At 73.3% G+C, this 14375-nt stretch carries 14 protein-coding genes; 8 read left to right on the forward strand and 6 right to left on the reverse strand.

Annotation, left to right across the window (positions count from 1 at the left end; genetic code table 11):
- Positions 1-29: 29 nt before the first annotated feature.
- The 4 genes from DB033_RS01145 to DB033_RS01160 all read left to right on the forward strand — a co-directional run bounded on the left by DB033_RS01145 (position 30) and on the right by DB033_RS01160 (position 6146).
- Complete coding sequence (locus tag DB033_RS01145; protein WP_205843592.1) at positions 30-557, forward strand: GbsR/MarR family transcriptional regulator; 528 nt, start codon at positions 30-32, stop codon at positions 555-557.
- 70 nt (positions 558-627) lie between these two features.
- The gene (locus DB033_RS01150; RefSeq protein ID WP_111765086.1) at positions 628-1833 is read left to right on the forward strand and encodes an acetoin utilization protein AcuC; all 1206 of its coding nucleotides are present in this window, start codon (positions 628-630) and stop codon (positions 1831-1833) included.
- A gap of 4 nt (positions 1834-1837) precedes the next feature.
- Entirely contained in the window at positions 1838-4540 is a 2703-nt protein-coding gene (locus DB033_RS01155; RefSeq protein WP_111765087.1) for a bifunctional acetate--CoA ligase family protein/GNAT family N-acetyltransferase, read from the forward strand.
- Positions 4541-5072: 532 nt separating this feature from the next.
- Positions 5073-6146 (forward strand): DUF3533 domain-containing protein, encoded by a 1074-nt coding sequence (locus DB033_RS01160; protein ID WP_111765088.1) that lies wholly within the window; start codon positions 5073-5075, stop codon positions 6144-6146.
- A gap of 362 nt (positions 6147-6508) precedes the next feature.
- Here DB033_RS01160 and DB033_RS01165 read toward each other — a convergent pair whose 3' ends face one another.
- From DB033_RS01165 to DB033_RS01175, 3 genes are all read right to left on the reverse strand, one after another.
- Complete coding sequence (locus tag DB033_RS01165; RefSeq protein WP_111765089.1) at positions 6509-7477, reverse strand: sigma-70 family RNA polymerase sigma factor; 969 nt, start codon at positions 7475-7477, stop codon at positions 6509-6511.
- A gap of 216 nt (positions 7478-7693) precedes the next feature.
- Entirely contained in the window at positions 7694-8146 is a 453-nt protein-coding gene (gene dtd, locus DB033_RS01170; protein WP_111765090.1) for a D-aminoacyl-tRNA deacylase, read from the reverse strand.
- On the reverse strand, positions 8146-9636 hold the full coding sequence (locus DB033_RS01175) for a DUF7782 domain-containing protein (RefSeq protein WP_111765091.1): 1491 nt from the start codon (positions 9634-9636) through the stop codon (positions 8146-8148). Before DB033_RS01175 ends, dtd begins: the two co-directional genes overlap by 1 nt.
- A gap of 164 nt (positions 9637-9800) precedes the next feature.
- On the opposite strand from DB033_RS01175, the gene DB033_RS01180 reads away from it, so the two are divergent.
- Together DB033_RS01180 and DB033_RS01185 are read left to right on the forward strand one after the other, a co-directional pair.
- On the forward strand, positions 9801-10379 hold the full coding sequence (locus DB033_RS01180; protein ID WP_111765092.1) for an HhH-GPD-type base excision DNA repair protein: 579 nt from the start codon (positions 9801-9803) through the stop codon (positions 10377-10379).
- A gap of 172 nt (positions 10380-10551) precedes the next feature.
- Positions 10552-10893: a DUF3099 domain-containing protein gene (locus DB033_RS01185; RefSeq protein WP_111765093.1), complete on the forward strand. Its 342-nt coding sequence runs from the start codon at positions 10552-10554 to the stop codon at positions 10891-10893.
- A 39-nt stretch (positions 10894-10932) separates the two neighbouring features.
- On the opposite strand, the gene DB033_RS01190 is transcribed toward DB033_RS01185, so the two are convergent.
- Positions 10933-11841, reverse strand: a complete 909-nt coding sequence (locus DB033_RS01190; protein ID WP_111767141.1) for a carbohydrate kinase family protein — start codon at positions 11839-11841, stop codon at positions 10933-10935.
- 179 nt (positions 11842-12020) lie between these two features.
- Between DB033_RS01190 and DB033_RS01195 the strand changes: the two genes are divergently transcribed.
- Positions 12021-12251 (forward strand): DUF3039 domain-containing protein, encoded by a 231-nt coding sequence (locus tag DB033_RS01195; RefSeq protein ID WP_111765094.1) that lies wholly within the window; start codon positions 12021-12023, stop codon positions 12249-12251.
- A gap of 93 nt (positions 12252-12344) precedes the next feature.
- Here DB033_RS01195 and DB033_RS01200 read toward each other — a convergent pair whose 3' ends face one another.
- A complete protein-coding gene (locus DB033_RS01200; RefSeq protein WP_111765095.1) occupies positions 12345-12788 on the reverse strand; it encodes a MarR family winged helix-turn-helix transcriptional regulator in 444 nt (147 codons plus the stop codon).
- Between the two features lie 86 nt (positions 12789-12874).
- On the opposite strand from DB033_RS01200, the gene DB033_RS01205 reads away from it, so the two are divergent.
- On the forward strand, positions 12875-13093 hold the full coding sequence (locus DB033_RS01205) for a hypothetical protein (protein ID WP_111765096.1): 219 nt from the start codon (positions 12875-12877) through the stop codon (positions 13091-13093).
- Between the two features lie 38 nt (positions 13094-13131).
- On the opposite strand, the gene DB033_RS01210 is transcribed toward DB033_RS01205, so the two are convergent.
- Entirely contained in the window at positions 13132-14340 is a 1209-nt protein-coding gene (locus DB033_RS01210) for a YihY/virulence factor BrkB family protein (RefSeq protein WP_111765097.1), read from the reverse strand.
- Between the last annotated feature and the right edge of the window lie 35 nt (positions 14341-14375).

Here is a 14375-nt window from a genome sequence, read left to right on the forward strand (position 1 = left end):
GGCGGACGCTACGCTCACTTCACACATTCGTGAAGAGTTTGAAGACCGGCCCCTGGGCCGGTGAGGAGCGTGGTGTGACGGCGCAGGCGACGGTCGGGGCCGACCGCTTCATCGAGCGGTTCACCCAGCTGCTGGTCGCCGGCGGGATACCCCGGATGCCGGCCCGGGTCTTCGCCGCCCTGATGGTCAGCGAGTCCGGCTCGCTGACCGCCGCCGAGTTGGCCGAGCGGCTCCAGGTCAGTCCGGCCGCGGTGTCCGGCGCCGTCCGCTACCTCACCGGGGTGCGGATGGTCGAGCGACGCCGGCCGCTCGGTGCCCGCCGCGACGAGTACTGGCTGCACGACGACCACTGGTACGAGCTGGTGCTGCAGCGAGACAGCCTGCTCCGGGCCTGGTCGGCGCAGATGAAGGAAGGTGTCGCGGCCGTCGGGGCCGGCACCGCCGCTGGGCGCCGAATGGCGGTGACCGCCGCGTTCTTCGACTTCCTCGAGCAGGAGATGACCGCGCTGATGGACCGCTGGCGGGACCGCCGCCGCGAACTGGGCCTGCCCGACTGAGTCCGCGGCGTCCCGTCGGGGCCGCCGGGACCCCGGCACCGCCCTGGCGACCACGGGGTAGCCTTCCGGCATGGCGGCGCCGCTGGTGGTCTGGGACCCGGGAATGCTCCGTTACCGCTGGTCGGACAGCCACCCGATGAACCCGCTGCGGCTCGAGCTGACGATGGCGCTGGCCGGGGAGCTGGGGGTGCTGGACGGCCTGGTGCCGGTGTCGCCCGTGCCGGCCGACGACGCCATCCTGCGCACGGTCCACACCGCGGAGTACATCGAGGCGGTCCGGGCCGCCTCTGCGCCGGGGCTCCCGCCCTACCGCGGTGACGACGACCCGCACGGCCTCGGCACCGCCGACGACCCGGTGTTCGCCGGCATGCACGACGCGGCGGCGCTGATCGCCGGCGGCTCCGTACGGGCCGCCCGGGCCATCGCGGCCGGTGAGGTCACCCGCGCGGTCAACATCGCCGGCGGCATGCACCACGCGATGCCCGACCGGGCCTCCGGATTCTGTGTGTACAACGACCCCGCCCTCGCCATCGCCGCCCTGCTCGACGCCGGGGTGGAGCGGGTCGCCTACGTGGACGTGGACGTGCACCACGGCGACGGGGTGCAGGCGGCGTTCTGGGACGATCCCCGGGTGCTGACGGTGTCGCTGCACGAGTCGCCGCGCACGCTGTTCCCGGGTACCGGCCGGCCCACCGAGATCGGCGGCCCCGCCGCGGCCGGGACCGCGGTCAATGTGGCACTCCCCGCCGGCACCGGTGACGCCGGCTGGCTGCGCGCCTTCCACGCCGTGGTACCCGGTGTGCTGCAGGCGTTCCGGCCCCAGGTGCTGGTGACCCAGCACGGTGCCGACGCCCACGCGGAGGACCCGCTGGCGAACCTGCGGCTCACCGTCGACGGGCAGCGCGCGGCGCAACTGGCGCTGCGCGAGCTGGCGGACCGGCTCACCGACGGTCGCTGGCTGGCGGTCGGCGGCGGGGGCTACGCCGTGGTGCGGGTGGTGCCGCGCACCTGGACACACCTGATCGCCGTGGTGGCCGACCGCGACGTCGACCCGGACACGCCGCTGCCGGCCGGGTTCCGCCGCCGGGCGTCGGTCCACGTCCGCGACGACGGCACCCCCGGCGCCGGGTTGCCGCTCACCATGTCGGACGGGGCAGTGCCCGACCTCCGCCCCTGGGACGGCCACGGCGACACCGCCCTGGACACCGCGGTGCTCGCCACCCGCAAGGCCGTCCTGCCGCTGTGGGGCCTGGACCCGTTCGACCCCAGGGACTGAGCCCATGACCGAGACCACGGACCCCGCGGGCGATCCCGGTTACCCGGAGCACTGGGAGGCCGACGTCGTCCTCGCCGACGGCGGCACCGTGCACCTGCGGCCGACCTCCCGGAACGACACCGACGCGCTGCGGGCGATGCACGCCCGGATGAGCGACCGCACCCGCTACCTGCGCTACTTCGCCGCGGTCCGCGACATCAGCGACCGACAGCTGTCGGTGTTCACCGACGTCGACCACGACTCCACCGTCGGCATGGTCGCCGTCCTCGGGGACGAGCTGATCGCCGCCGGCACCTACCACCGGATCGCCGGCACCGCCGAGGCGGAGGTCGCGTTCGTCGTCGAGGACGCCCATCAGCGCCGAGGTCTCGGTTCCATCCTGCTCGAGCACCTGGCGGCCGCCGCGCAGGAGCGGGGCCTGCGGCGCTTCACCGCCGAGGTGCTCGCCGACAACCCGCAGATGCTGCGGGTGTTCACCGACGCCGGGTACGCGGTCACCCGGGAGTTCGGTGACGGCGTGCTCGAGGTGGAGTTCGACATCGCCCCGACGGACGCGTCCCGGGCGGTGATGTACAGCCGGGAGCGCCGCTCGGAGGCGCGCTCCATCGAACGGCTGATGAGTCCGACCTCGGTGGCCGTGATCGGTGCCTCCAACGACCCGACCAAACTCGGGCACGCGGTGCTGGCGAACCTGCTGCGGTCGGGGTTCACCGGACCGATCTACCCGGTCCATCCGGAAGCCCGTGCCGTGCAGAGCATCCGGGCCTACCCCGACGTCCGCGACATCCCCGGCGAGGTGGACCTCGCGGTCATCGCGGTGCCCGCACCGTCGGTGGCCGACGTGGTGGCCTCGTGCCAGGCCAAGGGCGTGCACGGGCTGGTCGTGGTCACCGCCGGGTTCGCCGAGGTGGGCTCCGACGGCGCCGCCGCCCAACGGGCGATGGTGGCCCGGGCCCGCGCGAACGGGATGCGGGTGCTCGGCCCGAACTGCCTGGGGTTGATCAACACCGATCCGGCCACCCGACTCAACGCCACCCTCGCGCCGCGGGTCCCGCCGGCCGGCCGGGTCGGGTTCTTCTGCCAGTCCGGTGCGCTGGGGATCGCCATCCTGGCCGACGCCGCCCAACGTGGGCTCGGTCTCTCGTCGTTCGCCTCGGCCGGCAACCGGGCCGACGTCTCCGGCAACGACCTGATGCAGTACTGGTACGACGACCCGCGCACCGACGTCGTGCTGCTGTACCTGGAATCGTTCGGCAACCCCCGTAAGTTCGCGCGGCTGGCCCGCGCACTGGCCCGCCGCAAGCCGGTGATCGCGCTGAAGTCCGGTCGACACGCGCTGGTCTCACCCGGTCTGACCGCCTCGTCGGCGACCGTGTCCGACAGCGCGGTGGCGACGTTGTTCGCCCAGTCCGGGGTGATCCGGGTGGACACGCTGGCCGAGGGGTTCGACGTCGCGGTGCTGCTGTCCACGCAGCCGGTACCCGCCGGGAGCCGGGTGGCGGTGATCGGCAACTCGACCGCGCTGGGGGTCCTCGCCCTGGACGCCTGCCTGGAACAGGGCCTCACGGTGAGCGGCGGCGCCCCCCTGGACCTCGGCGTAGGGGTCGAGCCGCCGATGCTGGCCCTGGCCGTCCGGGCCGCGGTGGACGATCCCGAGGTCGACGCCGTCGTGGTGGTCTACGTACCGCCGGTGGCGATCCCGGGCCAACAGCACGCCGCGGCGCTCCTGTCCGCCGTCACCGGTGCCGAGAAGCCCGTCGTCAGCACGTTCCTCGCGGTCGAGGGGCTGCCGGCGCAGCTGGCGGTGCCCGACCCGGGTGCGGCCGACGTGGCGCCGGGGGAGAAGCGCCCGGCCGGTCGCGGATCGGTGCCGTCCTACAGCACCCCGGAGCGGGCCGTGGCGGCGCTGGCCCGGGCGACCCGGTACGGCGCCTGGCGTCGGCGGGACGCCGGCGTGCTCGCGCGGCCCGTGGGTATCGACGAGGCCCGCGCCCGGCGGCTCGTCGACCGGTGGCGGGCCGTCGATCCGCTCGAGCACGAGCTGACCGTCGACCGGCGGGTGGAACTGCTGTCCTGCTACGGGATCCCGGTGTTGGAGTACCGGGTCGCGCGGTCGGTGGACGAGGCGGTCACCGGCGCCGGCGACATCGGGTACCCGGTGGTGGTCAAGGTGGCCGACGAGACCTTCCGGCACCGGGACGACCGCATCGGGGTCCGCGTCGACCTCGCCGACGCGGCCGAAGTGGCCGATGCCTACGGCGATCTCGCCGCGCTGGGTGATCCCACCTGTTACGTGCAGGCGATGGCCGCCCGCGATCGCGCCACGGTCAGCACGGTCTGCGGCGTGCGGGCCGACCCGTCGTTCGGGGCGCTGGTGTGGTTCGGTCTCGGCGGGATGGCCACCGAGCTGCTGGACGACCGTGCCTACCGCGCGGTTCCACTGACCGACGCGGACGCCGCCGACCTCATCGACGGGCCCCGGGCGTCCCCGCTGCTGCACGGCTACCGGGGGAGCGAGCCGGTGTCGGTGCCGGCCCTGCGGGACCTGGCGCTGCGGTTGTCCGCGCTCGCCGACGACCTGCCCGAGATCATCGAACTCACCCTGCGTCCGGTGCTGGCCGGGCCCGCCGGGATCAGCGTCACCGGCACCGCCGGTCGGCTCGGTCCACCGCCGCGCTACCTGGACGCGACGCGCCGGATGCGCTGAACGGCCCATTCCGTGACGGTGCCGCGCATCACCCCGGCGTCGACGGGCAGCGGCCCCGGTGGTGTCGGGGTCGGTCCGGCCGGGGTCGCCGGGACCGGGGTGACCGCCGCGCCACCAGCACCGGACCAGCGGCAGCGACCACACCGCGCCGGGCACGAGCCACCACCCCAGGTCAGTCACCGTGTGGTGACCACGTGATCGTGGCCGAGGGCGTCCGTGGCACGGGCGATCAGTGTCCTGCCCTGTCCGTCGAACCGGCGGAGTTCCGCGCCGACGCCCGCAGCGGCCCGCACCGGGCGTCGGCGGGTCCGCGGCGCCGTCACCGGGTCCGGCCGTCACCGCTGGTGGCCGTCGACGCCACCGGAGGCCCCGTGACCCTCGTGGCGTCGACGAGGTGCGGCGTCGCCGTCCGGAGCCCGAGAAGGTCGTCGGTGACGGTCGTCTCGCCGGGTGCAGGTGACGACGATCGCCGGGGAGCGCGGAGTAGCGTCGCCCGGGACCCGCACCGCACCGCAGAACGCCGGAGGCACTCATGACGACGACCGACACCGGACGGCACCAGGCGCCCGAGGAACCCGTTGCCCCGCAACGGGTGTGGGCGGAGTTCCGGGACGCCGTGTCGCTGCGGACCGTCGGGCTCATCGTCGGGGTGCTGCTGCTGCAGATCGGCTTCATCCTGTCCTACGTCGGCGCCTTCCACGCCCCGACGCCGCACCGCATCGCCCTGGGCGTGGTGTCGGCCTCGGCGCCCGCGGCCCAGCAGACCGCCGGGCAGTTGAGTGCGATCAGCGGTGAACCGCTCGCAGCGGAGGCGGTGGCGGACCGGGCGACCGCCGAGGACCGGATCCGGCAGGGCGAGCTGTCCGCGGCGTTGATCGTCGATGCGTCGTCGACCACCGACACCCTGCTGGTGTCATCGGGTGGCGGGGCGTCGGTGGCCACGGCGGTGACCGCCGTCGTCCAGCAGGCCGAGGCCACCCAGCAACGGACGGTGTCGGTGACGGATCTGGTGCCGCTGCAGTCCGGCGACGCCCGGGGACTCACCGGCTTCTACCTGGTGATCGGCTGGATCGTCGGCGGCTACCTGGTCGCCGCCCTGCTCGGGGTGGCCAGCGGTGCGCGGCCCGCCACCCCCCGCCGGGCGTACTTCCGGCTTGTGGCGATCGTGCCCTACGCCATCCTGTCGGGGCTGGCCGGCGCGTTCGTCGTCGATCAGGTGTTGGGTGCCCTCACGGGGCATTTCGTGGCCCTGTGGTGGCTCGGCGCGCTGGTCGTCGCCTCGGCGGCCACCGTCACCATGGCGTTCCAGGTGCTGTTCGGGGTGATCGGCATCGGCGTGACGGTCCTGGTGTTCGTCGTCCTGGGCAATCCCTCGGCGGGCGGCGCCTACCAGTCCGAGCTGCTGCCGCCGTTCTGGCGGGGCCTGACGGACGCGCTGCCCAACGGAGCCGGAACCGACGCGGTCCGGCACCTGGTCTACCTGGAGGGCACCGGGATCACCGGGCACCTGCTGGTGATCGCCGCCTACGTCGTCGTCGGTGCCGTCATCGCGGTCGCCGCCTCCCATCTGCGGCACCGGCGGACGGTGACCGGTCACGCGGCCTGACCGCGGACCCGCCGGCCGGTCGTCACGACGACCGACGGACCGGTGGGACCGTCACCTCCGGCGCCGGCGGCGTTCCGACGCGGAGCCACCGCCCGGGCGCCGACCCGGCGGACGCCCCCGGAGACGGCGACGCCCCCGCGGACTCGAGGTCCACGGGGGCGCCGCGGGGGTCGTGGGCCGGAGCCCACCCTGAAGCTTCGATGCGCCGGGCCGGCCAGGGTGGCCGGCCCGCATTGCGGGACCGGCCCACTCAGGTCGCGGTGTCGGACCGGCTCGCTCAGCTCGCCGGGCCGGACCGACTCGCTCGGCTCACCGGGCCGGGCCGGGCCAGCTCGCTCAGCTCGCCGTGCGGACCAGCTCGCTCAGCTCGCGTAGGCCTTGAGGGCCTCGGAGCGGTCACCGACGCGCAGCTTGGCCATCGAGTCGCGCTCGATCTGCCGCACCCGCTCCCGCGAGATACCGAAGACCCGGCCGATCTCGTCGAGGGTGCGGGGACGGCCGTCCTCGAGGCCGTAGCGGAGCCGCAGGACGGTGCTCTCGCGCTCGTCCAGCGTGTCCAGCACCCGGGAGATGTCGGCGTTCATGAAGCGCGCCACCACCATCGATTCCGCCGACATCGACTCGCCGTCCTGGATGAAGTCGCCCAGCGGGGCGTCCTCGTCCGAGCCGACGGGCATGTCCAGCGACACCGGGTCGCGGGCGTGGTCGAGCAGATCGGCGATCTTCTCCTCCGGGATGCCCGACTCCTCGGCCAACTCGGCGAAGGTGGCGTCGCGGCCCAGCTGCTGGTGCAGCTCACGCTTGAGCCGGGCCAGCTTGTTGACCTGCTCGACGAGGTGCACAGGCAGCCGGATGGTGCGGCCCTGATCGGCCATCCCGCGGCTGATCGCCTGCCGGATCCACCACGTCGCGTAGGTGGAGAACTTGAAACCCTTGGTGTAGTCGAACTTCTCGACAGCACGGATCAGACCCAGGTTGCCTTCCTGGATGAGGTCCAGGAGCGGCATGCCACGGCCCGAGTAGCGCTTGGCCAGCGACACGACGAGGCGGAGGTTGGCGACCAGCAAGTGCTGGCGAGCCGTCTCGCCGTCGCGCACGAGGCGGCCGAGGTCTTTGGCCAACTTCGCCGGAACCTTGCCGTTCTGCAGTTTGAAGTTCGCGTAGAGCCCGGCTTCGATACGCTTGGCCAGGTCGACCTCCTGCTCGGCGGTCAGCAACGCGGTCTTGCCGATACCGTTCAGGTACACCCGGACGAGGTCCGCGGAGGGACCCTGCGCGTCCAGATCGGCAGCGGTGATCGCCGGACGCAGGTCGCTCGGGGAGGCGGTCATAGTGGTGCTCCCATCAGTCTTAGCGGCGGCTCGGAAGGTTCGTGAGCCAGCATTGAAGTAACGACGACTGAACGTCATTCGTTCCCGAACCGGGCCCGGCTTGCTCGACCGGTGACGATCGCTGCCGCACGTGTCGCGATCTGGCCTTACACCACAGGCTCTACCCCGATTCGCCCTGCGCACCGCATGGGAGAACGATGGGAGAAAACCGTCGGCTCACACGTCGAGCACCAGCGTGAACGGACCGTCGTTCACGCTGGTCACGGCCATCATCGCGCCGAAGACGCCGGTCGCGACGGTCAACCCGGCCGCCCGGAGGGCCTCCACCAGGGCCTTCACCAGGGGTTCGGCGACGTCCCCGGGGGCCGCCGCCGACCAGCTCGGCCGCCGTCCCTTACGGGTGTCGCCGTACAGCGTGAATTGGCTCACCACGAGCACCGGAGCGCCGATGTCGACGGCGCCGACCTCGCCGCGCGCCCCGTCCGGATCGTCCGGGGCGCGCAGGATCCGCAGGCCCGCGATCCGGCTCGCCATCCGGACCGCGGTGGCGGCGTCGTCGGTGTGGGTGACGCCCAGCAGCACGAGCAACCCCGGCCCGGGCAGCTCGCCCACCACCGCGCCGTCGACGGCCACCGACGCCGACACCACCCGGGTCACGACCGCCCGCATCAGGCCACCGGGTGCAGCAGGCCGCGGGTGACGGCGTGGCGCACGGCCGGGACGACCGCCTCGGTCAACGCGGCCGGATCGAAGCCGTGGGCGCCGGCGAACAGGTCGACGAGCATCCCGAGCGGCACCTGACCGCGGCACCCGGCCAGCAGGCCCTGGGTCCACTCGTCCAGCTGCAGCGTGGCGGCCGGGCCGCCCACCCGGCGCAGCACCCGGTACACCGTCGTCCAGCCGTCCTGGCCCGGCAGGCTGCGCTCCTCCAGCAGCGACGCCGGCGACAGTGCCAGCCGGGTCGCGAGCAGCCCGGCGTCGTCGGTGGCCCGCAGCCAGTCACGGCGGGCCAGGAACGCGGCCGCCTCGTCACCGCTGATCTCCTCGCCGGCCCCGGTGATCTCGTCCAGCACGACGTCAGGGCGGACGCCCGCGGTGTCGACCGCCGGCCGGCGCAGGGTGATGAGCCCCATGCCGATCCCGGTGACCCGCTCCCGCTCGAAGTAGTCCAGCCACGCCTCGGCGGCCGCGTCGTCGGCGTCGCCCCGGCCCGTCTCGCCGGCGTCCTTGAGCCACAGCGCCACGTACTCCACCGGATCGGCCAGTTCCCGCTGCACGACCCAGGCGTCCAGACCGGTCCCGGCGACCCAGGAGCCGACGCGGGTACGCCAGTCGCCCTCGTCGTGCACCATCCAGTTCGCCAGCAGTTGAGCCGTGCCGCCCGGGTTCAGGTGCTGCGGGATGCGTTCGACCAGCGACCGGACCAGCCCGTCACCGGCGACACCGGAGTCGCGGTAGGAGAACCGCTGCTCGCCGGCGGAGATGACGAACGGCGGGTTGGACACGATGAGGTCGAAGCGCTCGTCCCCGACGGGATCGAACAGCGACCCCTGCCGCAGGTCCCAGGTCTGGCCGTTCATCCGGGCCGTCGCCGCGGCCAGCCGCAGCGCCCGGTCACTGGTGTCGGTGGCGGTCAGCCGGTCGGTGTGGTGGTAGCAGTGCAGCGCCTGCACGCCGCAGCCGGTGCCGAGATCGAGCACGCTGCCGACCCTCTCGCGCACGGTCGCGCGCACCAGGCTCAGCGACGCGGCGCCGATCCCCAGCACGTGATCGGGCCGCACCGGGCCGGGGCGGACGTCGGAGTCCAGATCGGACAGCACCAGGTACTCGTGGTCGTCGTCGCCGTACGGACGCAGGTCCATCCCGGGCCGGACCCGGTCACCGTCGGCCTCGAGGACCCCCTCGGCGACCGCGGCGTCCACCCCGGTCGTGGTCAGCACCCGCTGCATCGCCGCGCGGTCGACCGCGCCGCCCAGCAGGAACACCCGGATCAGCGTGGACAGCGGTGAACCGTCCGCGGTGGCGCGGCGGGCCGGCACCTTCTCGCCCCGGGCCAACGCGCGGTGGGCGCTACCGCCCAGCCGCTCCAGTACGCCGGAGGTGTCGTAGCCGGCCGCACGCAGGTCGTCGCCCAGCCGGGCCGCGACATCGAGATCCATCAGTTCACCGTTCGGTCGGAGGTCGGTGGTTCAGTTCGGTCCACGACGGGTCCGGGGCGGCACCGTCACCGCCCACCAATACAGCCACCGGCGCCGGTTCTCCTACTCGGGACCTCGGGTGGTGACCGTTCCGCCGGGCCGACCGCCTGTGCCAGGGTGATCCGGTGACGACCGATTTCTTCCTCACCGGCAACCCCGACGCCGACGCTCTGCTCGCGACCGACGCCAACGCCGTCCTGCTCGGCATGGTGCTGGACCAGCAGGTGACGATGGAGAAGGCGTTCAGCGGGCCGGCCGTCATCGCCGAGCGGATGGGCGGCGCCCTCGACGTCGCCGCCATCGCCGCCGCCGACCCCGGGGAGTTCGCCGCGCTGTGCTCGACACCACCGGCCGTGCACCGGTTCCCGGGCTCGATGGCGGGCCGGGTGCAGGCCGTGGCGCGGGAGCTCGTCCAACACTGGGACGGTCGCGCGGAGAACCTCTACGCCGCCGCCGGCACCGGCGAGGAACTGAAGGAGCGGATCGCCGCGCTGCCCGGCTTCGGCGCCCAGAAGGCGGCCATCTTCGTCGCCCTGCTGGGCAAGCGGTTCGGGGTGCGGCCGCCCGGCTGGGCCGAGGCGGCCGGCCCGTACGGCGTCGCCGGATCGCGGGTCAGCGTGGCCGACGTCGAGGACCCGGAGTCGCTGCAACTGGTCCGTGCGGCCAAGAAGGCGGCCAAGGCCGCCGCCCGCGCCCAGGAGTAGCGTTTCAGGGGTGCCCGGGAGACTGTGCACACCGTCTCACCTGCTCATCCGTCGGTGCGCATCCAGCCGCCGGGGGGAATCGGTAGAGGGTTCAGATGGTTGTACAGAGTGCAGTCATCACCACGGTCGCAGACGCGGCCACCAGGCAACCTGAGGGGAAGTGCCAGGCTCCATGACCGAACGTCCGGTGTTGATCACCGACGCCAAGGAGTCCTACCAGCAGCAGCTGTCGCGGCGCCGCAAGCGCTACACGCTGACCATGAGCATGCGTATCCCGTTCCTGATCGCAGCCGTGCTCTGCATCGGGACCCCGTGGCTCGCCCTGACCCTGATCCTGTTGTCGGTGCCGTTGCCGTGGATCGCGGTCCTCATCGCCAACGACGGGCCCGCGCGCACCCAGAAGGCGAAGAAGGTGCTGCCCGGCACCATCAGCTACGACCGCGCCATCGAGACCCACCACGAGGTCATCGACGCGCCCGCCACCGACGACCACCGGACGCCGACCGCCTCCTGACCTCCCGTTCCGGGGCGGCACCGCCGCCCCGGGACAGCGTCAGCCCGTCGGCCCCTGCGTCGGGGAGGTCGGCTTCGCCGCACCCGGCCGGGCCCCGATCGCCGCGGCCGCGTCCGAACCGGCCCGCACCCCGGCCGCCAGCGCCGTCTCCGGCGCGTCGCCGGCCAGCCAGTGCGACAACCAGCCCGCGTTGAACGCGTCGCCGGCACCGGTGGAATCGGTGCGGTGCACGGCGGGAGCCGCCATCGTCGCCCGTTCGGTCCCCGACATCCATGTCGCCCCGTGCTCGCCGTGGGTGACCACCACCTCACCGACCACCGCCAGCACGTCCGACGCCCCGCCCATGGCGGCCAGCTCGCCGTCATTGGGCAGCAGCAGGTCGACGTCGGCCAGCCAGGACAGGAACGTCGGTGCGCCGACCGCCTCGATGTGCCGGGCGGCCTGCGGATCGACACTCGTCGTCCAGCCGGCGGCCTTCGCGGCGGTCAGCGCGTACAGGCCCGCGTCCCGCGAGTCGTCGTCGAGCAGGACGTATCCCGACAGGTGCAGGTGCTGACGGGCCTCGGCCGGGGTGCCGAGCACCACGTCGGCCGCCGAGAACGCCTTGTTGGCACCGCGGTCGGCCAGCATCGTCCGGTGGCCGTCGGGCGTGACGAGCACCACCACGCAGCAGGTGGCCAGCGTCGGGTCGACGGCGAAGCGGCAGTCCACCCCGGCCGCGACCAGCTCGGCGGTGGTCGTGCGGCCGGCTTCGTCGTCGCCGACGCGCGCCAGCAGCGAGACGGGCACGCCGTAGGCGGCGAGCCACGCTGCGGTGTTGCCGCCGGCGCCACCCGGGGTGACCACCACGCCGGCGCGGGTGTCCTGGCCCGGCACGATGTCGCCCCGGACCTGGGCCACCACGTCCAGCCCGACGTCACCGACCACCGTGACCCGGAAGCCGGTCATCGGGAGGTCCCCGGGACGGCGCGGGCCGCCGGTGCGGCGGGCTGTGAGATGGGCGGTGCGGACACGGGGGAGCTCGTCACGTCCGTCAGTCTGCGGCATCATGGACGTGCCCGGCGCCGCCGTCGCGCGCCTGTCCCCGCCGGATCCCGGCCCGCCGACCGTACGAGTGAGAGAGTCCCATGACATCCACCGAGGTGCTGGAACACGTCCAGGAAGACACCACCGACGACGCCCCGGAACTGTTCCACTACGTCCGCAAGGCCAAGATCGCCGAGAGTGCGGTGCTGGGCAACTGGGTGGTCGCGCTGTGCGGCGAGACGTTCCCCGTGACCAAGGCGGCCAAGCCCGGATCACCGGTGTGCCCGGACTGCAAGAAGATCTTCGACGCCATGCCCAAGGGCGGCAAGTAGCGCCCGTGCGCCGCGGCACAGGGTGCGGTTCCGCACCCCGGCCGGAGTGTGGGCTGCACCGGTTCGCCCGGTGGGCGGGTGCCTCGGGGTCGGTCAGTCCTGTGCGGCCACGATCACCCGGGTGAGGTCGTCCCGGAGGGTGGCCAGCTCGGTCGGGTCCATCCCGAGCCGCGCCGCGATCGCCGCCGGCACCTTCTCCGCCTCGGTCCGCAGGGCCGTCCCGCGCTCGGTGAGCCGGACGGCGAGCTGACGTTCGTCGCGGGTGTCGCGTTCGCGGGCCACCAGACCCGCCGCCTCCAGCCGCTTCAGCAGCGGCGACAGGGTGCCCGGGTCCAGCGCCAGCGTCTGGCTCAGCCGGCTGGCCGTCTGAGGCGTGTCCTGCCACAGGGCGAGCATCACCAGGTACTGCGGGTGGGTCAGGCCCATCGGCTCCAGCACCGGCTTGTACAGCGCCACCACGGACCGGGCCGCGACGACCACCGCGAAACAGACCTGCTGCTCGAGTGCGAGCGGATCCTCGGCCGTGTGCGCCGTCATCGGCTCGTCCCCTCCCGCGGTGGTGTGCTCCCGGTCATCGTAGCGCGATCTGTTGGTGCACCAACCATTGGTGTACGGTCGATCGTGTGGAGCAGATCGGAACGGTCCTGGCGGCGGCGGCCGAGAGCGACGGCGGGGTCAACCCGCTGTTCTTCGTCCTGGGGGCGCTCGCCCTGATCCTCGTCTCGACCCTCGGGCCGCTGTCCCGGATGCACGAACGGCGGGAGGCCCGCAGGACGCGGCCCGCCGCGACCGAGCCGCCGGCCGGCGAGGGCCCGGCCGTGACCGATGGCCGCTCCGACTGAACCGATCCGCTGGACGGCTGTCGTCCCGGCGTCGCCGTTCAGGCGGACTCGGCGTCCAGTCGGCGCCACTTGCGGAGCTCGCGGCGCGACCGCCGCGGCGGGTAGTACTCCAGCGTCGCGTTGTTGAACTGGGCGCCGATGATGATGGCGATGCCGACGAAGTAGGCGAACAGCATGAACGCGATCGGGGTGGCGAGCGCGCCGTAGGTCAGGCCGTGGGTGGTCACGTACCCGAGGTAGGCCCGCAGTCCGGCGGACGCCACGATGAACACCCCGGCCGCGAGCACCGCACCGGGGAGCCCGCGGCGCCAGGGATGCCGGTGCCGGGGGGCCAGCTTGTACAGCGTCGCCAGCGCCACGATCAGCAGCAGCGCGATCCCCGGGTAGTAGGCGATGCCGACGATCCGGGTGACCTGCGCGTGCCAGGCGTCGGGGAAGAACTCCGGCAGGTACTCGGGACCGACCGCCAGCAACGGCAGCGCGAAGACGCCGAACACCAGCGCGCACAGGTACAACCCGAGAGCGAAGAACCGCTCGGTGACCGGATGCCGGACCTCGTGCTGGTTGTAGGCGATGGTGATCGATTCGACGAACGACGCCATCGCCGACGACCCGGCCCACAGCGAGATGACGAAGCCCACCGAGACGACATCGGCCTGACCCTGGTGCAGCACCGAGTCGACCGTCGGCTCGATGAGGGTCGAGCTCACCTCCGGGCTGAACACGGTGCGCAGCACCGTCACCACCCGGTCCTCGACGCTGTCGATGGTCCCCGGACCGAACCAGCCACCGACGAAGCCGATGGAGCCGAGCAGGGCCAGCAGCAGCGGCGCGGTCGACAGCGCCTGCCAGAACGCCGCCTCCGCGCTCATCCCGAACAGCGAGTCGTCCCAGGCCTTGCTCAGCGTCCGCGTCACCACCTTCCAGGGACGGCGCGGGGTGTCGGCGGGGATGACGATCGGCGCGGTGCCGGGGCGATGCCAGCGGGTGGTGGCGGTGCGCGCCGGCGACCAGGGCTCGTCGGCCGGCGCGGGCGGCCGGGCGTCGACGGCCGGGGCCGCCGGGATCTCCGCGGCGGCGGGGCGCCGGATGACCTCGGTGGCGTGCTCGTCGTAGGGGGAGCGGAGCCGTTCGCGGGCCTCCCCGGGCGGCGCGACCTCCACTGACGGACGGCGCAGGCCGGTGCGCCGGGTGGCGGTGGTACCGGACCGGTCGGGTCGTCGTGCGGAAGCGGCAGGCGTGGGCATCGCCCTACAGGATGCCCGCCCGGAGGCGTGACGGA

It is taken from the genome of Nakamurella deserti, assembly GCF_003260015.1.
Classification (GTDB): Bacteria; Actinomycetota; Actinomycetes; order Mycobacteriales; family Nakamurellaceae; genus Nakamurella; species Nakamurella deserti.

Excerpts from the sequence above, each read along its gene's own strand:
- DB033_RS01160 (WP_111765088.1), top strand. The coding sequence starts at position 5,073 with ATGACGACGACCGACACCGGACGGCACCAGGCGCCCGAGGAACCCGTT.
- DB033_RS01175 (WP_111765091.1), bottom strand. The coding sequence starts at position 9,636 with ATGGATCTCGATGTCGCGGCCCGGCTGGGCGACGACCTGCGTGCGGCC.
- DB033_RS01195 (WP_111765094.1), top strand. The coding sequence starts at position 12,021 with ATGACATCCACCGAGGTGCTGGAACACGTCCAGGAAGACACCACCGAC.
- DB033_RS01150 (WP_111765086.1), top strand. The coding sequence starts at position 628 with ATGGCGGCGCCGCTGGTGGTCTGGGACCCGGGAATGCTCCGTTACCGC.
- DB033_RS01185 (WP_111765093.1), top strand. The coding sequence starts at position 10,552 with ATGACCGAACGTCCGGTGTTGATCACCGACGCCAAGGAGTCCTACCAG.
- DB033_RS01200 (WP_111765095.1), bottom strand. The coding sequence starts at position 12,788 with ATGACGGCGCACACGGCCGAGGATCCGCTCGCACTCGAGCAGCAGGTC.
- dtd (WP_111765090.1), bottom strand. The coding sequence starts at position 8,146 with ATGCGGGCGGTCGTGACCCGGGTGGTGTCGGCGTCGGTGGCCGTCGAC.
- DB033_RS01155 (WP_111765087.1), top strand. The coding sequence starts at position 1,838 with ATGACCGAGACCACGGACCCCGCGGGCGATCCCGGTTACCCGGAGCAC.
- DB033_RS01165 (WP_111765089.1), bottom strand. The coding sequence starts at position 7,477 with ATGACCGCCTCCCCGAGCGACCTGCGTCCGGCGATCACCGCTGCCGAT.
- DB033_RS01210 (WP_111765097.1), bottom strand. The coding sequence starts at position 14,340 with ATGCCCACGCCTGCCGCTTCCGCACGACGACCCGACCGGTCCGGTACC.
- DB033_RS01190 (WP_111767141.1), bottom strand. The coding sequence starts at position 11,841 with ATGACCGGCTTCCGGGTCACGGTGGTCGGTGACGTCGGGCTGGACGTG.